This is a genomic window from Accumulibacter sp. (assembly GCF_023806565.1).
Taxonomy (GTDB): domain Bacteria; phylum Pseudomonadota; class Gammaproteobacteria; order Burkholderiales; family Rhodocyclaceae; genus Accumulibacter.
Genome location: NZ_JAMTDV010000066.1, coordinates 99,160 through 119,031, shown reverse-complemented (window position 1 = coordinate 119,031; position 19,872 = coordinate 99,160). Strand labels below are relative to the sequence as shown.

At 66.1% G+C, this 19,872-nt stretch carries 16 protein-coding genes and 1 pseudogene; 3 read left to right on the top strand and 14 right to left on the bottom strand.

Annotation, left to right across the window (positions count from 1 at the left end; genetic code table 11):
• Positions 1–7 precede the first annotated feature (7 nt).
• The 13 genes from NFV80_RS08185 to NFV80_RS08125 form a co-directional block, all read right to left on the bottom strand.
• Positions 8–403 carry a GPW/gp25 family protein gene (locus NFV80_RS08185; protein WP_295327225.1) on the bottom strand — a complete coding sequence of 132 codons (396 nt, stop codon included), beginning with the start codon at positions 401–403 and terminating at the stop codon, positions 8–10.
• Positions 400–2,502, bottom strand: a complete 2,103-nt coding sequence (locus NFV80_RS08180) for a hypothetical protein (protein ID WP_295327227.1) — start codon at positions 2,500–2,502, stop codon at positions 400–402. The genes NFV80_RS08185 and NFV80_RS08180 overlap by 4 nt, the downstream gene beginning before the upstream one ends.
• Positions 2,499–3,209: a phage baseplate assembly protein V gene (locus NFV80_RS08175; RefSeq protein WP_295327229.1), complete on the bottom strand. Its 711-nt coding sequence runs from the start codon at positions 3,207–3,209 to the stop codon at positions 2,499–2,501. The genes NFV80_RS08180 and NFV80_RS08175 overlap by 4 nt, the downstream gene beginning before the upstream one ends.
• A 10-nt stretch (positions 3,210–3,219) precedes the next feature.
• The gene (locus tag NFV80_RS08170) at positions 3,220–4,290 is read right to left on the bottom strand and encodes a contractile injection system protein, VgrG/Pvc8 family (protein ID WP_295327231.1); all 1,071 of its coding nucleotides are present in this window, start codon (positions 4,288–4,290) and stop codon (positions 3,220–3,222) included.
• A 29-nt stretch (positions 4,291–4,319) separates the two neighbouring features.
• Positions 4,320–4,496 carry a hypothetical protein gene (locus tag NFV80_RS08165; protein WP_295327233.1) on the bottom strand — a complete coding sequence of 59 codons (177 nt, stop codon included), beginning with the start codon at positions 4,494–4,496 and terminating at the stop codon, positions 4,320–4,322.
• Positions 4,497–4,506: 10 nt separating this feature from the next.
• Positions 4,507–5,418: a peptidoglycan-binding protein gene (locus NFV80_RS08160; RefSeq protein WP_295327235.1), complete on the bottom strand. Its 912-nt coding sequence runs from the start codon at positions 5,416–5,418 to the stop codon at positions 4,507–4,509.
• A complete protein-coding gene (locus NFV80_RS08155) occupies positions 5,411–5,908 on the bottom strand; it encodes a phage tail protein (RefSeq protein ID WP_295327237.1) in 498 nt (165 codons plus the stop codon). The genes NFV80_RS08160 and NFV80_RS08155 overlap by 8 nt, the downstream gene beginning before the upstream one ends.
• Positions 5,909–5,912: 4 nt before the next feature.
• Positions 5,913–8,642, bottom strand: a complete 2,730-nt coding sequence (locus tag NFV80_RS08150; protein WP_296758341.1) for a hypothetical protein — start codon at positions 8,640–8,642, stop codon at positions 5,913–5,915.
• A 4-nt stretch (positions 8,643–8,646) separates the two neighbouring features.
• Entirely contained in the window at positions 8,647–9,099 is a 453-nt protein-coding gene (locus NFV80_RS08145) for a phage tail protein (protein ID WP_295327242.1), read from the bottom strand.
• A 34-nt stretch (positions 9,100–9,133) separates the two neighbouring features.
• On the bottom strand, positions 9,134–11,170 hold the full coding sequence (locus NFV80_RS08140) for a phage tail sheath subtilisin-like domain-containing protein (RefSeq protein WP_296758338.1): 2,037 nt from the start codon (positions 11,168–11,170) through the stop codon (positions 9,134–9,136).
• Positions 11,171–11,189: 19 nt separating this feature from the next.
• Positions 11,190–12,029 (bottom strand): hypothetical protein, encoded by an 840-nt coding sequence (locus NFV80_RS08135; protein ID WP_295327246.1) that lies wholly within the window; start codon positions 12,027–12,029, stop codon positions 11,190–11,192.
• Positions 12,026–12,700 carry a Pvc16 family protein gene (locus NFV80_RS08130; protein ID WP_295327248.1) on the bottom strand — a complete coding sequence of 225 codons (675 nt, stop codon included), beginning with the start codon at positions 12,698–12,700 and terminating at the stop codon, positions 12,026–12,028. Before NFV80_RS08130 ends, NFV80_RS08135 begins: the two co-directional genes overlap by 4 nt.
• 372 nt (positions 12,701–13,072) lie before the next feature.
• Positions 13,073–14,164, bottom strand: a complete 1,092-nt coding sequence (locus NFV80_RS08125; protein ID WP_295327250.1) for an alkene reductase — start codon at positions 14,162–14,164, stop codon at positions 13,073–13,075.
• A gap of 246 nt (positions 14,165–14,410) precedes the next feature.
• Between NFV80_RS08125 and NFV80_RS08120 the strand changes: the two are divergent.
• The 3 genes and pseudogenes from NFV80_RS08120 to NFV80_RS08110 form a co-directional block, all read left to right on the top strand.
• Positions 14,411–14,891 (top strand): annotated as a pseudogene (locus tag NFV80_RS08120) (VIT1/CCC1 transporter family protein); the annotation flags it as partial.
• Positions 14,892–15,497: 606 nt separating this feature from the next.
• A complete protein-coding gene (locus tag NFV80_RS08115; protein WP_295327252.1) occupies positions 15,498–16,025 on the top strand; it encodes a zinc ribbon domain-containing protein in 528 nt (175 codons plus the stop codon).
• Positions 16,026–16,467: 442 nt separating this feature from the next.
• The gene (locus tag NFV80_RS08110; RefSeq protein ID WP_295327254.1) at positions 16,468–17,709 is read left to right on the top strand and encodes an alpha/beta hydrolase; all 1,242 of its coding nucleotides are present in this window, start codon (positions 16,468–16,470) and stop codon (positions 17,707–17,709) included.
• Positions 17,710–18,561: 852 nt separating this feature from the next.
• Here the strand turns inward: NFV80_RS08110 and NFV80_RS08105 are convergent.
• Positions 18,562–19,764, bottom strand: a complete 1,203-nt coding sequence (locus NFV80_RS08105; RefSeq protein WP_295327256.1) for an ammonium transporter — start codon at positions 19,762–19,764, stop codon at positions 18,562–18,564.
• Positions 19,765–19,872: the final 108 nt, after the last annotated feature.

Below are 19,872 nucleotides of genomic sequence, written 5' to 3'. Positions count from 1 at the left end.
CGGACTCCTAGCGTCCCTGCACGGGAATGGTCAGCGTGCTGCGTCCGGCTTCGCCGCTGGCGATCAGGGTGAAGGCAAGGGTGGCGAGTGCGGCTTCGGGATTGTCCGGATCGGCTGCCACCTCGACGCTCTCCACGCGCAGGCGCGTTTCCCAGCGTTCGAGGCTCTTGCGGATGCGTTCCTCGATGGCGCGCCAGGTGGCGGGGGTATTCGGTTCGAACAGGAAGCGCTCGAGGCCGGCACCGAAGTCGGGTCGGCGCAGACGTTCGCCCTGCCCGGTGAGCAATACCAGCCGCAGCGACTCGCGCACGTTGGCTTCGCCGGCCGACCAGGCCAGCCGCCCATCGCTGCCGACACGAATCGGGAAGGCGAGGCCGCGTCCGTAGAGATCGGCTTCGTTCATTTGTCTTTTCCTTTCAATCCCGGCACCGGGAAGCAGGCGATCAGGAAGGGCAGCCAGCGGAAAATCAGGTCGAGCAGCGTCGCGATGACGATCAGCAGGATGAAGGCGACGATGGTGATGATCGGGATCGACAGCGAGCAGATCGTGCCGAAACGGGCGTTGACGTCGCTACCGCCACAGGGGCCCATGGCGCCGACGTCGAGGTCCTTGTGGAAAGGCCAGGGCAGGACCGACAGCACGAGGTCGGCGAAACCGAGCCGCCGCACGCGCTTCATCTGGCCGCAGAGGACGTCGGACAGGATGAAGGCGCTGTTCTTGCCGAACTTGCGCAGGCCGCCGGGAGTGGTGTCGAAAGGCAGCGCGATGCGGATCGGCCGCAGCGGCGCCTCGGGATCGAAGAAGCCGGCCAGCTCGAAGGCCTCCGACGGCGCAGAAATGACCGGTGGATGCAGCGGGCCGCAGTCGCAGCGGCGGTGCACGAAGCGCACGACGTAGCGCGGCGGGCCGGGGTCGTCCTTTAGGCTGGCTTCGAGTTCGCTGGCCAGACGTGCAGCCACCGGCGCCTGGGCGCTGGCATTGAGTGCAGCGGTCTTGTCCGCTTCGACGATGGCGGCGGCGAGCCTGTCGTACAGGAGTTCGAGGCGGCGGTTGTCAGCGTCCTGATGACCTTCGGTCGCCGGGCCGGAGACGAAGCCGGGCCACGAACGGAACGGTCCGCCGATGCGCGGGACGGGTTTCAGCACGACGTTGCCGCGCGCGTCGAGCTCGCTGTCATTGTCCGAGCCGCCGAGCAGCACGGCGAGAGGGAACGCCCAGCCGGGCCAGTCGACTCCCTGCGGGAAAGCGTTGTTCATGCCGTCGAGAGTTGCCGAGGTGGTGTCGTCGATGGCAGAAAGCGCGGCGAGCAACGAGGCGTACTTATAGGGGTCGGCCAAACCGAGCACGTCGGCGCTGAGTTGCGGCTGGTCGTCCGCCGGTGTTCCGGCAGCGGGCGCGCTCCAGGTGGGCTGACCCAGAAGGTCGAGCAGCGCCTGCAGCGCCGGGCGGTCGCTGCGCCCGGTCTGGCCCGAGGCGAGCATCGCTGCCTTGAGGTCCTTGAACGTGGCCAGCAGGAATTCGCGAATCTCCTGCAGTTGGCGCCAGGAAGCTTCGACGAGCTGGTTGTTGAGCGCCTGCAGGTTGGCGCCGGTGGCGGCGGTGGGTGGCGTCTTGCCGTCCCAGGGCGTATTTCTGGTCAGACCCTGGCTCGTGCCGCCGCTCTGGTAGGCGCGTTCGATCAAACCCTGCCAGGGAGCGATGACCTTCATGCGCGCCAGCGCCTTGACGTCGTCGACCGCCGACCACTCGCCGCTGCGACCGGGTGGTGGCGCAGATCCCTGGCGGCGGGCAAAGCGGTAATCGTCGTGGCGGGCCACCGGGATCAGGCCGGCGAGCAGATTGCGCGCGGGCCCGCCGGGCGGTGTGTAGCTCATCGGGAAGACCGGCAGCAGTTCTTCTCCCGCTACCGTGTCGGCCTCGGGATGGTCGCCGGCGTCGACCCAGGCGGCCTGTCCGTCGGCGTCCTTGACGAAGCCGTGCTCGCGCGCGCCGCTGCCGACCAGCCGGCGGATGACGAAGCCGCTCTTGTCGCCGGCAGCGGTGACGCGCGGCGGCAGGCCGGGCAGTTCGCAGACGAGATGTGCGGCTGCCAGATAGTAGCGCTTGTGTACCGGCTGGAAGAGCTTGAGCGGTTTGGCCGTCGGCTTCACTGCCGCGAGCAGCGCCTGCCGGTCGCTCAAGGGGCTTTGTGCTGCGTTCTTCGGATCACGGCGCTTGAAGCCGAGCAATTCGCGCGCGCGGACCAAGGCACGCGCCGGCCGCGAATAGGGTTTCTCGGTCGCTTGCAGCGACGGCGGTGTTGGCGTCGCCGGGCCGAGTTTTTGCCAGCTCTCGCTCTTGGCGACCAGATCGGGCAGATCCTGCGGTCGGTCGGCGAGCGTCGCCAGCATCCGCTCCATGAAGTCGTCGCCGTCGAAGCGGAGCAGTGCAGGCCCCGGACGGATGTCGTGGGCGACGAAGGCTTCGGCGCCGACCCAGCGCAGGACGTGCCGGGTGCTCACAGGATGTTCCCCGCGCCGGGCGTGTAGGTGGCGGCGATGATCGTGTTGGTGATCACCGTGTCGGCCTGCACGACGCCCGAGAAACGCGACATGCCGGCGCTCACCGAGACCATTCCCGCCGATACTTCCACCTGGCTGGCATTGACGCTGACCTTCGCCGAGGCCGTCACCGTGATGCCCGCGGATTCGAGCTTGACGCTGTTGCCGTTGCTGTCCTGGATTTCGACCGAGCCGGGTCCGTCCTTGAGCGTCACCGAGCAGCCGCCCGGCGTTTCCAGCTTGAGCTTTTCCTGCCCGTCCTGGTCTTCGATGGTGATCACGACACCGTTGCGACTCTTGATGATCTTCTTGACGTTGCGCTGCTCGGCGCTGGTCGGCGGCTGGTCCTGACCGTTCCACAGCGCGCCGACGACGAAAGGTCGGCGGACGTCGCCGCCTTCGAAGACGACCAGCATCTCGTCGCCGACTTCGGGCAGGAACCAGCTCCCGCGGTCGTTGCCGGCAAACAGCGTGGCCAGGCGCGCCCAGGCCTCGTAACGGGCGCCGCCACCGTCCGGGCTCCACGGCAGCGCGACCTTGATCCGACCGGCGCCGTCGGGGTCGACGATGTCGATCACCGTCGCCGGGTAGCAGCCGTACCAGCGGCCGCCCCAGCCGGCCGGCAGGCGACCGCTGTAGAGGGCTTCGGCGGGGGTGGCGTCGAACATGCGGGTTCCTTCAGGGACGGCCGATCGCCGGGCGCTCGACGGTGAACTCGCTGCGCGCGCCCTCGACGAGGTCGAAGCGATGGCAGACCTCGCAGACCGTGTACTTGCCATTGAACAGCGGTCCGAGGCCGGACAGGTCGACCTTTGCACCGGGCCGGATGCGCGCATCGGGCGACGCCTTGCCCCGTCCGACGACGAAACGCCGACCGATCTGGCGCAACCAGCTTTCGGCGATGGCCCGCGCTTCGCTGGCGTCGGACGGGTTGAGGTGGGCGACGGTGTCGGCACGTTCGCCGAGGGCACGCGCGACCAAGGCGACGCCGCTCTCGCCGCCGTCGAGTTCGCTGCCGAGCACGGCGGCTTCCGCGGATTCCTTGATGGCCTGCTTGTCCTTCGGGTTCCAGCCGCTGACGGTGAGTCGGCTGCGCTGCAGGGCGAGATCCGCGCGAACTTCGAAGCCGAGCAGGTTGCTGCCGTAGGCCAGCGCGACCGGTGTGCCGCCGGCGCGTGCCGGGCGCGTCGCCAGGTGGAGCGTGTCGTTCTCGATCCACAATTCGCCACCAGCGGCGATAGCGCGCTCGCGCAGGAAGGCCAGGTCGCTCTGGTTGACCTGGGCGAGCACCGCGTGCGTCGGTCCCGGCAGGTCGACCGCGGCCTGCAGGCCGTGATCACTGGCGATCGTCCGCGCCACGTCGGCGTCGCTCTGCTGCTCGAAGCAGCGGGTGCGGCGCTGCATGCGGAGATCCTGCAGGCGGTCATCGGCGAACACCACGATTTCCGGGATGCCGCCATGCGGAAAGCGTCCCGCGATGGCCATGATGCGGCCGGCAAAAATGCGCTGGTCGGTCAGCTTGATCTCGATCCGCTTGCCAAATTCGAGACGGTCGCGGGTGAACAGCGTGTAGTCATTGACCCCGTTGCGCAGGCCCCAGTTGCCGAAAGCCAGTTCGCAGTGTGCGAGTCCGTCGCTGCGCTCCTCGATCCGGAGCTCGTTCAGCGCAGCCGCCAGATCGTCGGCAGACTGGCCGTCGATCTCGATGACGGGGCGTGAACTCTGCAGGGGGACGGAGACTTCGGGCATCGTCGTTGTTTCGGCTGGAGGTCGGAATCTCAGTGGGCGAAGAGGCGCAGCGCGCGTTCGCGGCGCTCGACGGCGAGCCGCTGCGCGTCGGCCGGATGCGGATTCGGTTGCCGGTTCGCCGCGCCGGCCTCGGGCGTCGGGGCGGGTGCGGCCGGCGCCGGGGCGGCGGCGGGAGAGACTTCGAATTCCTGGATGACGACTCCCATGCTCGGCTCCTCAGGCAGTGACGATACGCGGCTTGCTTGCGCTCAGGTCGATCAGTTGGCCCGGCGCCAAGGCGCGCGGGTTCTCGATGCCGTTGGCCAGAGCCACCTGCTGCCAGCCACCGGTCTGGAAAGCGGCACCGCCGGCCGGGGTCGTGCCGCCCGGACCGATTCCGGCGCTGACGCCGGCGCTCAGGCCGCTGCTGCCGATGCCGACGCCGGCACTGAAACCCGCGCTCAGACTCGCACCGAGTCCGGCGCCGCTGCCGGCAGGCGAAGCTCCGCTTGCGCCCCCTGCCTGCGCCGGGCTCTTCTGCTGCAGCGACTGTCCCGAGCTCGCCGGCCAGAGCGGGCGCGTGCCCGGCACCTTGCCGTCCCCCTGCCTGCTGAAGTCGGGGACCAGAATGTCCTGCTGGATCAGATTGAGCGTCATGCTGGCGCGCAGGGCCTTGCCGGTATTGGAGAAGAACTCGACGTTCTCCTCGACCGATTCGACGATGCCGTCGAACAGGAAGCTTCCCCAGGCGAAGCGCACGCCGGGCGGTGTCCGCTGCGCCGCGTCCCTGGCGCCAGCCGCAGCCGGCTTCGGCTTCATGAAATACAGCACCTGTGCGGTGATTCTGCGGACGTCGTCGACCATGAACGGCGCGGCAGTGGCCGCGCTGACGTCGAACCACAACTGCACCGCCAGCTTGGTCGTTCCCGCGCCGACGAACTGGCGTGCCGGTGTGCCCTGCGACTGATTGCCGGTGGGCGGACGCGAATTGGACGAGCCATTCGGCTGCGTCTGGATCTGGTTCGCGTAGGTGAGCTTGAGCGACTCGGGGTTGAACTGCACCTCGACCACCTTGCCACCGGATTTGACGTCGCTCAGATCGTCCTGCAGCTCGATCAGGCGGGCGTGCTGCACGTCCAGTTCAGGCATCGCTCTTGTCCTCCCAGCGGAACGTTTCGTAGGCGAGCTGCATTTCCTCAACGGCGACGCTGCCTTCGCGCGCGTTGAGCGTCGGCGCCTTGAGCTTGATCGGCAGGCAGCGGCTGAGGATGAAGCGGCCCCATTCGCTGCGGTCGTGACGCAGCACGCTGATCGTCACGCCGGCGCGCAGGGCGGGGTTGGCGAGGCTGTCCGAAAACCACTGCCACAGCTCGAAGCCATGCGTGACGCCGCGCTTCAGCGTCAGTTGGCCAAAGCTCACCGGCCCGGCCAGCCGATGCACCCGGTTGGGGTTGCCGCCTTCGCGCAGCGTCTTCACTTCCTGGGAGATTTCGATGCCGTCGCAGTCCGAGAAAGCACCGCCGGCAAGTGGCTTGCTGGCGCCGTCGGGAACGATTTCGACCAGGAAATTGAACGCCGGGAACGGTTGCCATTTGCGGCGCTCCTGTTCGCCATTGTCCGTGCTTGCGGGGCCGACCATCGGCTTACCTCTCCTCGAGAATCATTTGCTCGCCGCTACGCAGAACACGCAGCGTCAGGAAGCGCAAAGGCCGCGAGGGGGCGACGCGGATTTCCAGGCTGCACTCGCCGCGTTCGATTTCTTCGCTGGCACGGACCCCGCTGGCGGTGCGCAGCAGGTACGAGTCGCTGGCCCTGGCGCCGGAGAACGCACCGCGCTGCATCAGTTGCTGCAGCAGCGTGTCGAAACAGCGCTCCAGGCTGCGTCGCAGGGTCAGGTCGTTGGGCTCGAACGTATAGCGTTCGCCCTCGCGCCGCGCCAGTCTGCGCAACAGGATGAACAGGCGACGCACGCCGATTGCTTGCCAATCCGGGTCGACGTTCCACAGCGTCGCCGCGCGCGTGGCGCTGATGCCGCCCGGACGCATTTCGATCGGATTGACGCCGGCGCTCTCGATGCCTTCGGCGTCGATCATCCCGACCAGCGCGACTGCCTCGGCAAGCGGATCGAGCCCGGCGGCGGCCCAGGCGCCGCGCTTGCGGCTGCGCTGCGCGTACACACCAAGTACCGCGCCCTCCGGTGGATGCGCGTGCAGTTCGCCGGCGAGCGCCGCGGGGGAATCGCTGCCATCGCTGGCCGCTTCCCGGCGCAGCAGCCAGGGATGATGCAGGGCGGCGAAACTGGTCGCCTGCGAGGCTTCGATGTCGGCCGCCGCACGCTGGCGCAGGGCTGTCGTGTGGGCAGTCAGGCGGGCCGCGTCCCAGCGCTCGGGCACCGACAGCAGCGCGAAGTGCTCGCGGCTGGCGGCGCACAGATCGAGCAATGCGCAGTGCACCCTATAGGCGACGGCGGCATTGCCCGAGTTCTGGTCGGGGTTCAGTTGCCAGTCGCCGGAACGGGCCAGTACCTCGACCGTTGCCGACCATTCGCTGTAGCGTCCGCTGCGCCAGGTGCGTGCGCGCAGGAAATGGAGACCGGCCGCGAGTCGCAGCGCGTAGCGCACCGGCGCAAAGTGCCGCGGTCCGGGGGTGGTCGGCGGCTGCGCACAGCTTGCCTGCGCCGGCGGCGGAAACCACTGCGCGCTGCTGTCCGCGCTTCCGGCAACGGCCGGAAGTGGTCGCTGGTCGGAAAAGTCGGGCTGCTGCGCAATCTGCACCTCGAACGAAATTGGCTCGGCACCTGGTGGCGAAGCGGTATCGTCGGCGAAGATCAGCCATTCGCGATCGGCGGGAGCAACCGCAGTGGCAGCCGTTGCGCCGTCCGCCGGCACGCGCAGCGCCGCTAGGTCGAAGCGCGGCGGGCGAGGAATTCGCGGCGGCGGTGGCAGGCAGCCGTCGAAGGCGGTGGCCGGCACGCAGGTGCAGGGTTCGTCGGAAGTCGACAGCAGTTCGCCGTCGTGCGGCGCGGGGTCGGGTGCGCGCATCCAGCCCGGATGCACGGCGTCCGGAACGGCGATCCAGGTGGCGTCGCGACTGACCGCGTCGTCGCGCCCGAGGGCGCCATGCAGCCCGCGCAGCCGGCGCGGGGCGGTGGCGAAGAAGCGGATCTCGTTTGCCCAGCGCAACAGCTCGTCGCGGCGCAGGCGCTCGCTCCAGGCGGGATCGACGAACAGATCCGACGCATAGCGCGCAAGCCCATTGCGGCTCAGCGCATCGCGGCCATCGCCGAGAGCTGCGCGCCAGGGCCCGAAGTAGGCGTCGGTGGCGACCGGCAGCAGCATCCAGTCGTCCGATTCGGGAACGAGCGGATGTACGCCGTCCGGGCTGCAGGCGAGTTCGGCGAGAGCCGAGGCGGGCACGCCGGCGAGTGGCCAGGAAGCGCCCGGCAGCTCTTCGCCGGCGTCGTAACGGCCCTCCGCGTCGGCTTCGAACCATGGCAGGTTCGCTGCGCCGGCGGACAGTCCGCAATTCTCACGACGGATTTCGCCTGCCGTCGGGTGACGCAGGGCGAGGTCTACCGTCACGCGTTCGACCAGCCAGCCGTCCGCATCGACGGTTCCCGGTGGCGAGGCGAGCAGCGGCGAAGGCGGCGAGTCTGCGGCAGCCAGTGGGTCGTCGAAACCGGCAGTGGGGGCTGGCGGTGATTCTCCGGGTGCTTCGTCGCCAAGCGCCGGCGTCCACAACCAGGCCAGCGGATCGGCGGCGGCAAGGATTTCGGCAAGCAGGCCAGGTCGGTCGGCACGCAACCAGCCGACGTACTGCTCGGCGTCGGGCCGGCGGACGCGCAGCACGTCGCCACGGGCCACCCGATCATCGGAGTGCAGCGCCTCGCCGCGCACGCGCACGGCGAGTTCATGGCGGTCGGCCCAGGCGCCAGGACTCGCGGCCTGCAACCGGAAGTCCCACGCCGAGAGCTGCCAGCGCCACGGATGGGTCTCCCGGTTGAACGTCGCCAGCCGCAAGCCGGCGACCGGGAACAGCGCCGTCGAAGCCTGCTGGCGGTCGGCGACGCGGATCACGTAGCAGCGGCGACCGCCGCCGGCGAGGAAGCTGGCGACCGCAGCCGGCAGGTGTGCGCGCAGCATCCGCGGCGTCGCCGATACCCCTTGATCGTCGAGTTGCGAACGTGGGCGCGGCACCAGATCGACGATCCCGCCGAAAACGGCAGCGTATTGCACCGGGTCTTCGATCGCCACCGGACGGTCGAGCGGCCCGCGTTCGGCGAAGCCGACGAAGACGGGAACATCCATCACCGGCAGGCCGTCCCCCGGAGGTGGCGGCACATCGACGATGCGAATGCCGGGCAGCAGGCGCATGCCCTTACTCCATCTCGAGCCGCTCGTAGGAGAGCGTCAGCTCCTCCATCGCGACGTCGGTACCCTTGGCGCTCAGCGGACCGCTCTGATGTTTCATGATCCGGGCATTGATCAGCCGCCAGCTCTGGACAGTGGTGCTGCGGTCCTCGCTCTTGAGGTCGATGGTGACCGTGCGCAGGCCACTGTTGGCACCGTTGCGCACGTCGTCGAGCCATTTGTAGAGGTCGAGCGAGCCGATCACGCCGCGTTTCATGGTGACGTCGGTGGCCTTGTTGAGACCGGCGGTCTTGATGACGTTGTTGAAGGCATAGTTGCCGGGGCGGTACTCGGTGATGGTGACCTCCATTCCGATGCCGCTGATTTCCTGGAAGCCGGCTTGCGGCGTGTTGGTGACGCCGTCGCCGAGGTTGACGTGAAAGTTGAACTGGACGTAGGGTCGATCGCGTAGGACAGCCATGATGTTCTCCGGATTGCGCAGTTAGACGGGCGTTTCAGCTTTGGCGGTCGGCCGTCCATTGGCCGATGCGGAAGATCACGAACTCCGCGGGTCGCAACGGTGCGACGCCGATCAGGCAGATCAGGCGACCGTTGTCGAGATCGTTCTGGGTCATCGTCGAGCGGTCGCAGCGAACGAAGAAAGCCTTCTCGGGCTTGTCGCCGAGCAGCGCGCCGTTGGCCCATTCGTTTACCAGGAAATCGCGGATCGTGGCGCGCACGTTGGCCCACAGTGCTTCGCCATTGGGCTCGAAGACTGCCCACTGCGTGCCCTTGTCGATCGAACGTTCGAGGTAGGCAAAATAGCGCCGCAGATTGACATACTTCCACTCGGAATCGGAACTGATGGTGCGGGCTCCCCACAGCCGGAAGCCGCGACCCTCGAAGAAACGGAAGCAGTTGATTCCTTCCGGGTTGAGCACTTCCTGCTGGGCGGTATTGATCAGCGTCTCGAAGCCGATCGCCCCGCGCACGACCTCGTTCGCCGGCGCCTTGTACACTGCACGCTCGGTGTCGTTGCGGGCGTAGATGCCGGCGACGAAGCCTGACGGCGGCAGGTTCAGGGGCTGCCGGGTGATCGGGTCGAAGGCGGTGACCCACGGGTAATAGAGCGCCGCGTATTTGCTGTCGAGCTTGGCCTTGAGCTTGCGCACGTCGGCGATCTTCTGGCCCTCGGGCGGATCGATGATCGCGATCCGGTAGCGCATGTATTCGGCGTGCTGGATCAACAGGCCAGTGATCGCATTGACGTCGTCGACGCGCGCGCTGTAATTCCACGTCGAGCCCGGGGCGGCGACGATCGAAATGTCCTCGATCGATTCGAACTGCTTGAAACCGGTGCTGTAATCCTGCGTCGGGTCGGCGCGACCCTGGTACTCGCTACGACCGGGAAGCAGACCGTCGTTGCCGCCGTCGAGGATCGCCAGTCCGGAGATGCCGCGCTCGATCTTCTTGCGCAGCGCGTCGAGTTCGCCGGTGTGCCCGGCGTCGTCCCATTCGGCCGGCGTCAGTTTGAAGTCGATCCCGGGCAGCGTGTCGAGTGCTTCGAGCAGATCGCGGCCGGTCGCGATGTTGTCCTGTTGCAGCACGAACGGCGTGCCGCTGCTCGGCCCTTCCGGGCTGAAGAGATCGAAGAGGGAATCGGGCACGCCGGCGGTACTGTGTTCCGGGTCGAGCGGCAGTCCGCTCCAGCTGCCCAGGCTGCGGCTGCCATCGTCCGAGAGCGCGTCGAGCGCGAGGGTGAGCGGGCGAATCGAATCGCCCGAACCGGGCGACGAGTCGAGCAGGAAATCGTCGAGGGTAAGTTCGCTCGGGTCGGCCGGCGGCGGGCTCGGGAGCAGGCCACCGGAAACGAAATGCCAACTGCCGGTTGGGGTCTTCTTGGCGACATAGATCGGCAGTTGCTGCACGCTGCGCTCGCCTGGTGGCGATGAATCGGGCTGTACGGCAGCGAACGCCTTGGCCGAACTGATCCACACCACGTCGCCGTGGTGCAGGTTGCTGACGGTTGGAATGAGCTTGCTGACCTTGGTCGGATCGGGTAGCGCACCGAGCACGTTCGGACCGAGTCTGAGCGAAAAGCGCAGGCGCAGATTGCCTGCGGCACCGGGGTAGCGGGCAATGATCCGGAACGACGGTGAGCTGCCGACGGTCAGCCGCGCGTGTCCGTCCGCATACGGCTTGCTGCCCGGAGTCGAGGTCGTCAGGTCGGCCGGCGGATAGGCGCCTGACAACGGGCGGAAGATGCGGCTGATGTATACCCGCTGGCCGCCTTCCTCGAAGAAGCTGCGGACGGCCTGCCACACGAAGTTGGTGCTCAGCAGTGCGGCGTCGGCGTTGTAGGCGAGTTGTCCGCCGTCGCCGTAGGTACGCTCGAATTCGGCCAGACTGGTGATGATGTCCGGCGTGTCGATCACCGGTCCGTAGCGGACCGGGCCGATGAAGCCGGTGGTGGTGGTGCTCACGCCCTCGATGGATTTCGAGCGGAACGAAACCTCTTCAACAAAGACGCCTGGGGCCAGGTATTCGGGCATATCGCTATCTCCTCGCAGATCAAAGCGGCATCAGCCGCAACTCCGAACGGTTGGGGGGCAGACCATCGGTGACAGGCACGCTGGGCCGGTCGGGTTCGAGGCGCAAGGGACCGAAGGCGTCGGTTGCGCCGATGCGCGCCAGCGCGCGGACTTCAGGTTGGGCGGACCAGCCGGGAAGGAAGGGAGCGGTCGGTCCGGGTGAGCCCGCCGCGGCGGCGGCGACCGCTTCGTCGCCAACGCCGGGGTCGTGGAATATCTGCAGGGTGATCGCTGCCCCCATTCCCGGCGCCGCCGGCGGCGAATCGGGCGGGCTCTTGGCCACCCGGCGCTCTGGCCGCGGGAAAGGCAGGTGCAGCGTCAGTCGTCCGGCGGCATCGCTCATGCCGGTGGTGGCGCGCGATTGCGCGTCGGTCGCGAGCACGCGTGCCCACGCCGCGGGTGCGCCGGTCTCGGTCGCCAGCAGGGCATGCACAGTGGCGGCAGCGGCCGGCGCGTTGCGCTGTGGCGCCGAGCAGAGAGTGATGGTGGCGAGACAGGGCGAATCGCTGTCGGGTTCGGTCGGCCAGGCCAGACGTACCGGCAGGAACCGCTCGAGCCGGTCTTCGACGACCACCTCGGCGCGGCTGGATTGCGGCGGTAGCGGTGGCGACGCAAGGTCGCTGCGCCACGGGGCCGCGAGGTCCGGCCAGTGATGGACGCCGCCTGGCGTCGCCGTGGCGACGCCGATAGGGCGCCCGTCGCGTCGGCGGAAAAGGGTGCAGCGCAGGCCATCGACGACCGGTTGCTGCGAATGCGCATCCAGGAAGCGCAGGCCCATCTGTGCCGGGAGGATCAATGTGTCGAGCAGCACTTCGCTCATGGCACGCTTGCCTTGCGCAAGCCGAAATCGCGTTCGGTCACCAGGCGACCCTGGGCCTCCGGTTGTTCGGAGTCGATCAGCACCATGCGCGCGACGTAGGTCATGCCCGCCTGGAAGCCGGTTTTCACGCGATCCCAGAGGGCAAGATAGTCTGCCGTGGCCAGCGGGTCGGCGATCAGTTCGACGCTTTCGGTGGCGTCGAAGACCGTGGGTTCGCCCTTGGTGTAGCGGTTGATCGTTTCGCCGCTCAACGCCGGCAACTCGTTCATGAAGCGCAGGGCCCAGCCGAGCATCAGCGCCTGCTTGTCGGCGCTGCTCGCCACCGGCAGCAACAGGAAGTACAGATCGAGCGGCAAGGAGGGTTTGAACACCTGTCCTGTCCGGTCACGCCGCGGCGGCAGTCTGCGCGGCGTGCCGCCGATGCCGACGCGCCACAGGCAGAAATAGAAGCCCTCAGGCGGCGGACTTTCGGCGACCAGCGTGTTGAAGAAGGCGAACTCGAACTTGGCGTCGGTGCCGAGTTGCAGCTCGGCGAAAGGACAGGCGTCGCGCATCACGGACAGCACGCTCTCGCCGACTGCACGGATCGCCTCGTAACGGGCCATGACCGTCAGCGCGAACGGGTCCGCCAGGCTGCTCGCGACGCCGGCGATCGGCGCGTTGGCGCGCAAGGAAAGCGTTGCCGAGATGAGACCATGTCCATCCCCTTCCTGTCGTTCCGAAATCGTGGGAGCGGCCCCGGTGAACAGGGGCCCAAGCTTGGCGCCAAGTGCGCCTGCGAGCGTGTCGCCTGGGTCTTAGCGTAACAGGAAGCCCAACGCCAGCACATCAATTTAATTGATAATTGGCGTGGAATGCGCTCGCGTTTGCGGCGGCGGGAGGCCGCCCGGGATGTCCCTCCGATGGGCAAGACGTCGGGGTGGGTGGTGCGGGCCGCCGGCCTCACCGCGACCCGGGCGCGAGCGCCCGGATGCCTTCGGCATCGCCGCGCCGGGACCGTCGCGACCGGAGTCTTGCGCTGACGGCGTGTCTTGCGCGCGCCTTCAGGCGGCCGTCAACTCGTCCAGCGTCGGATAGTCGGTGTAACCCTTCGCCCCGCCACCGTACAGGGTGGTGGCGTCGAGCTTGTTGAGCCCGGTGCCTTCATGCAGTCGCCGCACGAGGTCGGGGTTGCTGATGAACGGCCGGCCGAAGGTGACGAGGTCGGCTGCGCCGGAGGCCACGGCGTCGAGCGCCATCTGCCGTTGGTAGCCATTGTTCACCATCCAGGCGCCGTTGAACCTTCTGCGCAGGGCAGCATAATCGAACGGCGCGAAGTCGCGCGCGCCCCCGGTCTGCCCTTCGACGACTTCGAGGAAAGCCAGGTGCAGTGGCGCGAGCTGACCCACCGCATACTCGAACAGCGCCTGCGGGTTGCTGTCCTGCGCCGCGTCGTTGGCCGGTGTCACCGGCGACAGGCGCAGGCCGGTGCGACCACCGCCGATTTCGCCGGCCACCGCGGTCATCACTTCGATCAGCAGCCGGCTGCGGTTTTCGATCGAGCCGCCGTACTGGTCGCTGCGGTCGTTGATGCTGTCGCGCAGGAACTGCTCGAGCAGGTAGCCGTTCGCGCTGTGCACCTCGACCCCGTCGAAACCGGCGTCCATCGCGCGCCTGGCAGCCTGCCGATAACTCTCCACGACTCCCGGGATCTCGTCGGTGCGCAGCGCACGCGGCGTCGAGACGGCGACGAAGCCGTCGCGCGTGAAAGTCTTCGTTTCTGCGCGCCGATCGGTCGATGACACTGGGGCCTGCCCGTTCGGCTGCAGCGAGACGTGCGAGATGCGGCCGACGTGCCACAGTTGCACGACAATCTTTCCGCCGGCGTCGTGCACGGCACTCGTGATCCGTCGCCATCCCTCCACCTGTTCCGCATTGTAGATGCCCGGCGTGTCGAGGTAGCCCTGCCCCTGCGGACTGACCTGTGTCGCTTCGCTGATGATCAGCCCGGCGCTCGCGCGCTGCCGGTAATACTCGACGGCGAGGTGCGAGGGTATCTGACCGGGTGCTGCGCGATTGCGGGTCAGGGGGGCCATGACGATGCGGTTGGCGAGATCGATTTCGCCGACGCGAATGGGGTCGAACAGTGTGCTCATATGGAGCCCTCGAAAAAGACGAAAATCCGACTATGGGGGCTGCCGGTCTCATTATCAAGGGCGAGTGCGTGGCGCCCTGTAGTCCCAGCGAAGGCGAGGGGCGTGACGATTGCCGGCCGGGCGGACGGGAAACCATCGGGCCAGTCTACGCCGCGACGGGTCCTCGTGACCCACTTGCTGCGAACTTTCCTCCGGCGCGCGGCCGGCAGCGCGATCGCGTGCGCCGAGGACTGACGGGGACCGTCGCTGACGAGATCTTTTCATCATCATGCCGAGCGTCATCGCACCGAGAGCTTCAGCGGCTGCGCGCCGCCGTGCGTGGTGCCGATGACGGCATCGTTTCGACGGCCAGCCGGATGGTCAGCGTCGCGGCCGCGGGCGCCAGCCGGGACAGCATCCCGCTCGCCGGCGCCATGTCGATGGCGGCTGGGTGCATTCGCAGGCCGAGGCCGAGGCCGAGCCGGCCGATCTGTCGCGCGAGCGTTCGGAACCGGCGGCCGATCCCGCCGCCGAAGAGCGCGAACGGACGGCCCTCCAAGTTGCCCGTGGACTGCAGCCGCAGTTGGCGCAGCAGGTCGCCCGGCAACTGATGGCGCAGGTTGCCCTCGCCGCTCACGCGCATGACGAGCTCGGCATCTCGGAAGTTTTCCGCGCGCGGCCGCTGCCGGCTGCGCTGGCGTCGGCGGCGAGTTTCGCGGTCGGCGCGCTGTTGCCGCTCGTGGTGACCGCTCCCGCCGATAACCACGGGCACGATTGGTGCCGTGCTTCGGGCTCGATCCGTTGTTGCCAGCGAAGTTGCCGAATGCAAGCGATCAGAACCACGACGCCGCGCCGCGACATCCCGATGCGGCGAAATGCCGGATTGCCGGCCATGCTCCCGATCCACTGGACTTGCGCAAGCCAATGTCATGTGCCGGTGCGCCAAGCCATTGTTTAAGAGCGCCGCGAACCACAGGACGCCAGTCTCGAAAATCTTGGCAAGACAGTGGAACCGGGGTCATGAGGACGCTGGTACCAGGAAAAGTTCCGAACGGGGTCAATTTGTTCCGTGCTATCCGCGAGTTGGCGAGATAAGCGAACCGCCGCGCGTATCATATGGTACGCACCGCGAACGTTTACGGGGCGGCGGCGAAACGGCGCGTCTTGCGCGGCGTGATACGCGTCTTTCGCCACAATAGCCAAAAGTGTAGTGTTGAAGACCCGCCGTCAAGAGGACGTCTTGCGCCAAGGCACAAGACGTCCCTTACGTCGAACATTAGCCCGCAAGTGTTGCATCACGGAGTATGACGTAGGGTGAATTTGGCTGCACGTGATGCCGGTAATGGGAGGATGAATGGGAATGGTCAAGTGCCGCGAGTGCGGCAAGGATGTAAGCGACAAGGCGAAGAATTGCCCGCATTGCGGGGTGGCCAAACCTGCGCCGGAGTCGAAGTTTGGGCTAATTGTAAAGCTCGGGCTCGGCGCAGTGCTGGTGATTGCGATGGTTCGGTGCATAAGCGAGCAAGAGGACCGTAAATCGCAAGCCGCAGCTGAGAAGCAGCGAATTGAAGCGTCCAAGACGCCCGAGCAGCGTGCGCGTGAGGAGGCGGAGACAGCGAAGAAGGAAGCCGAGTTCCAGTCTGTTGTCAGTCGACTCCGGGCTCTAAAGGCCTCGACGAAGAACCCAAATTCATTCGAACTCGTTGACGCCGTACTGATGACTGACGGCACCTTGTGTGCCACTTACCGTGGAACGAATAGCTTCAATGCGATCGTCACTGAAAACAAGGCAATAGCAAAAGACTTGAAAATTGTCGAATGGAACCGCTTCTGCGGAGGCAAGAGTGGTACGGACATGAAGTACGCGCGACAGGCGCTCTAAATGCTGGGCAGCAAAACACCCCATTTGGCGATTTTGCGGGCTAGCCCGTTGCTCAACGGGACCGCCCCCAGCCGGCTTCGCCGCCTGGATTCGGCCGATTAGCCGCTACAAGGGCTTCCCAAGAATTCAAATGCCACGCTGGATTTTTTGGTTCATCACGTTTCCCTGCTCTGATTCTTCTTCCATTGCGTTCGTCGATCAAGAAGATGGCGGAGTGCGAAACCACAACCGGTCATGTTCGGCGCAATGCCGGGACCCTGATGAAAGACGCGCGCCGGGGCCTCAGTCGTGAGTCGGGATGTGCTGCTTCCCCTGGAGCGAATCAGGCTCAACCGGCGCGGTTCCAACCCGCTTCACATCAACGCGCGCAGGGCAATCGGGGACAGACCACGATTGCTGCATCGTAACATGACCTCCCGTTTCTCCAGGGGAGAGCCCCTAGATGCCTGAGGAGTTGAAGCTGCACCCGAAGCTTTATGGCCGCCGCGGACCGAAGACAGGCTACAGCCATCTGGCGAAGGCCGTGGTCTGCGAGACAACGCGGTGCGTTCAGAAAATGCATGGCGCCATCGCCGGCAAGTCCTTTGGCATTCTGCGGCGAATCCCGCTGATTTCCGGTCCGGCAGGGCTTGTCCAGAGCGCCCACGACACCATTGCCGGGAGCGTCTATACGGCAATCCAGCTCGCCAGCCGCGGACTCTTCGCGGCATCGGCGATCGTCGAAGGGAGCGGGGCGCGTTTGCCAGCCAGCAAGCCGCCCGGACGCCTGGCGAGCGGGCTGCGCAGCGTGATCAACGGCGCTTTCGGTGACCTCCTGGCGGAGAGTGACAACCGGCTGGCGATCAGCATGGCCATCCGCCTCCACGGAGCAACGATCCCGCTGGCTCCCGATTCACTGCGTTCCGCCTTTCCGGAGCCGGGTCAACGACTCTGCGTTTTCCTTCATGGACTGAGCTGTGACGAGCATTTCTGGGATCCCGGCGCTGCAGCAGCGCCAACCGACGTTCATTTTGGCCGCCAGTTGCGCGCCGAATTCGATTACACACCGCTCTACCTGCGCTACAACACCGGCCTGCCGATTGCCGAGAATGGAGTGCAACTCGCCAGACTGCTCGACGAACTCCTGGCCGCGTGGCCGCAGGTGGCCAGCGAAGTGCTGATCGTCGGCCACAGTATGGGGGGCCTGATTGCGCTGGCAGGGGTTGAAGCGGCGGCAGCGGCACAGATGCGCTGGCCGCAGCTGACGCGGATGCTGATCTGCCTGGGCTCTCCGCATCTCGGCTCGCCAGTCGAACGACTCGGTCAACTGACGACCTTGGCGTTGAACCTCTCAAGCGTGACAGCGCCTCTCGGCGAGATCGCCGCGCGCCGCAGCCAGGGGATCAAGGATCTCCGAAGCGGACCGGGTGCGGCACGGAATCCCCCAGCGCACGACCATATTGCTTTTCGCTTCCTCGGTGCCAGTCTGGCCGAAGACAGCGAACATCCTTTCGGCAGGTTTTTCGGCGATGGACTCGTTACACCGGGCAGCGCGACGGCGCATGCCATCGACGGTGACGTCGAGATCGCACGACTGGGCGGTCTCGGTCACATGCGATTGCTTACCGACGAGCGAGTCTACCGACAGATCCGGGAATGGGTGGCCGCACTGCATGCCGATACGGATCGGAGATCCAGCGAATAGCGTTCATCTGCCGGGGATGATGGTGATCGGGTACAAACCCCGATTATCGCCATGCTCCGCGGAAATTGTCCTGGAATCCTCCGATGGCCCGTCAATCCCGGCAGATCATTCCCGGTGTTTCACTGCACGTGATCCAGCGGGGCAACAACCGCCAAGTCTGCGTCGTTGCCGACGAAGATTTTCGCTTCTTTCTCGATAGCTTCCTTTGCAGCGACTGCAGTGTAGTATCGCGCTCATGCAACTTACCACTGGTACCGTCGTTGGCGGCAAGATCATCGTCGAAGGGGAGCCATTCCCCGAGGGTACGGTCGTCATGATCCTGGCGCGGGAAACAGAACGGACCTTCGTGGTACCACACCAGCGTTGGAAGCAGAGTTGCTCGAATCGATAGCGCAAGTGGATCGTGGAGAGACCATGTCCGCCAACGGACTTCTTCGGCGCCTGCGCCGCACTTCCTGAGCGAAGTGGTCTCGGTTGAAGTCACCCCGCGCGCAGCCGCGCAGTTGGAACGAGGAGTACAGTGGTGGAGCGACAACCGACCTGCTGTCCCTGATGCAATCGCTGACGACTTCGAGGAAGCAAAGAATCTCCTGTTACTGCAGCCTGGTGTAGGCGCGCGGTCAGAATCTCGTCGATATCCAGGTCTCCGTCGCCTGTACTTGTCCCGCGTCAGGTAGCATGTCTACTATCGCGTTGCTTCAGGCAAGGTTGTAGTCCTCGCGTTCCGGCATGCCAGCCGTGGAGCCGGCCAAAGCCTATGAGCGCCGACGAGGGCGGTAGTGCCACGCACCCCACCGCCCCGTTCGCCTGGCTGACATTCGTTGCCAACGACCGTGATTGCTTCCGGTCAGCTCACCAATTGACCTCCCGCTCGGGTGTCGCCGTGATGTTGTGGATTGCTAGGTCGGCGCCGTTGTATTCCTGTTCCTGATCGAGGCGCAGGCCGACGACGGCTTTCAGGACACCGTAAACCACCAGGCTGCCGATCAGGGCGATGCCGATGGCCATGCCGGTCAGCAGCAGTTGTGGCATGAGGGCGACGCCACCGGTACCGCCCAGTGCCTGGCTGCCGAAAATGCCCGCGGCGATGCCGCCCCAGGCGCCGCAGAGGCCGTGCAGTGGCCAGACGCCGAGAACGTCGTCGATTTTCCAACGGTTCTGGGTCAGCGTGAACATCACGACGAACAGCCCGCCGGCGACGCCACCGACGAGCAGCGCACCAATCGGGTGCATGACGTCCGAGCCGGCACAGACGGCTACCAGGCCGGCCAGCGGGCCGTTATGCACGAAGCCCGGGTCGTTCTTGCCGGCGACCATGGCGACCAGCGTGCCGCCGACCATGGCCATCAGCGAATTGATCGCGACGAGACCCGAGATCTTGTCGATCGTCTGTGCGCTCATGACGTTGAAGCCGAACCAGCCGACGGTGAGAATCCAGGCGCCTAGCGCCAGGAAGGGGATCGACGACGGCGGGTGCGCGGAAATCCGTCCCTCCTTGGTGTAGCGTCCGTAGCGTGCGCCGAGCAGCAGGACTGCGGGCAGCGCGATCCAGCCGCCCATCGCATGCACCACGACCGATCCCGCGAAGTCATGGAATTCTTCGCCGTAAGTGGCCTTCAGCCACGCCTGGATGCCGAACGCCTGGTTCCAGGCGATGCTCTCGAAGAAGGGATAGATGAAGCCGACGATGAGGAAGGTCGCAGCCAGTTGCGGGTAGAAACGCGCGCGTTCGGCGATGCCGCCCGACACGATCGCCGGGATTGCCGCCGCGAAGGTGAGCAGAAAGAAGAAGCGGGTCAGTTCGAAACCGTTCTTCTGGAGCAAGGATTCGGCACCGCTGAAAAAGTGGATTCCGTAGGCGATGCCGTAGCCGACGAAAAAGTAGGCGATCGTCGACACCGAGAAATCGGTCAGGATTTTCACCAATGCGTTGACCTGGCTCTTCTTGCGCACCGTGCCCAGTTCGAGAAAGGCAAAGCCCGAATGCATCGCCAGCACCATGATGCCGCCGAGCAGAATGAAGAGAACGTCGCTACCAGACTTGAGTGCTTCCATGGCTCCTCCGTAAAATCGTCGGGAGCCGTAAAGCAAGTTTCGCGCCAATGGTATGTATGCACAAAAACAATTACTTACGCTCCATTTTGGGGACCTGTCTGCACAAAT

Excerpts from the sequence above, each read along its gene's own strand:
- NFV80_RS08140 (WP_296758338.1), bottom strand. The coding sequence starts at position 11,170 with ATGCCCGAATACCTGGCCCCAGGCGTCTTTGTTGAAGAGGTTTCGTTC.
- NFV80_RS08125 (WP_295327250.1), bottom strand. The coding sequence starts at position 14,164 with ATGAGCACACTGTTCGACCCCATTCGCGTCGGCGAAATCGATCTCGCC.
- NFV80_RS08105 (WP_295327256.1), bottom strand. The coding sequence starts at position 19,764 with ATGGAAGCACTCAAGTCTGGTAGCGACGTTCTCTTCATTCTGCTCGGC.
- NFV80_RS08160 (WP_295327235.1), bottom strand. The coding sequence starts at position 5,418 with ATGCCTGAACTGGACGTGCAGCACGCCCGCCTGATCGAGCTGCAGGAC.
- NFV80_RS08170 (WP_295327231.1), bottom strand. The coding sequence starts at position 4,290 with ATGCCCGAAGTCTCCGTCCCCCTGCAGAGTTCACGCCCCGTCATCGAG.
- NFV80_RS08165 (WP_295327233.1), bottom strand. The coding sequence starts at position 4,496 with ATGGGAGTCGTCATCCAGGAATTCGAAGTCTCTCCCGCCGCCGCCCCG.
- NFV80_RS08155 (WP_295327237.1), bottom strand. The coding sequence starts at position 5,908 with ATGGTCGGCCCCGCAAGCACGGACAATGGCGAACAGGAGCGCCGCAAA.
- NFV80_RS08115 (WP_295327252.1), top strand. The coding sequence starts at position 15,498 with ATGGGAATGGTCAAGTGCCGCGAGTGCGGCAAGGATGTAAGCGACAAG.
- NFV80_RS08135 (WP_295327246.1), bottom strand. The coding sequence starts at position 12,029 with ATGAGCGAAGTGCTGCTCGACACATTGATCCTCCCGGCACAGATGGGC.
- NFV80_RS08185 (WP_295327225.1), bottom strand. The coding sequence starts at position 403 with ATGAACGAAGCCGATCTCTACGGACGCGGCCTCGCCTTCCCGATTCGT.
- NFV80_RS08175 (WP_295327229.1), bottom strand. The coding sequence starts at position 3,209 with ATGTTCGACGCCACCCCCGCCGAAGCCCTCTACAGCGGTCGCCTGCCG.
- NFV80_RS08110 (WP_295327254.1), top strand. The coding sequence starts at position 16,468 with ATGCCTGAGGAGTTGAAGCTGCACCCGAAGCTTTATGGCCGCCGCGGA.
- NFV80_RS08145 (WP_295327242.1), bottom strand. The coding sequence starts at position 9,099 with ATGGCTGTCCTACGCGATCGACCCTACGTCCAGTTCAACTTTCACGTC.
- NFV80_RS08150 (WP_296758341.1), bottom strand. The coding sequence starts at position 8,642 with ATGCGCCTGCTGCCCGGCATTCGCATCGTCGATGTGCCGCCACCTCCG.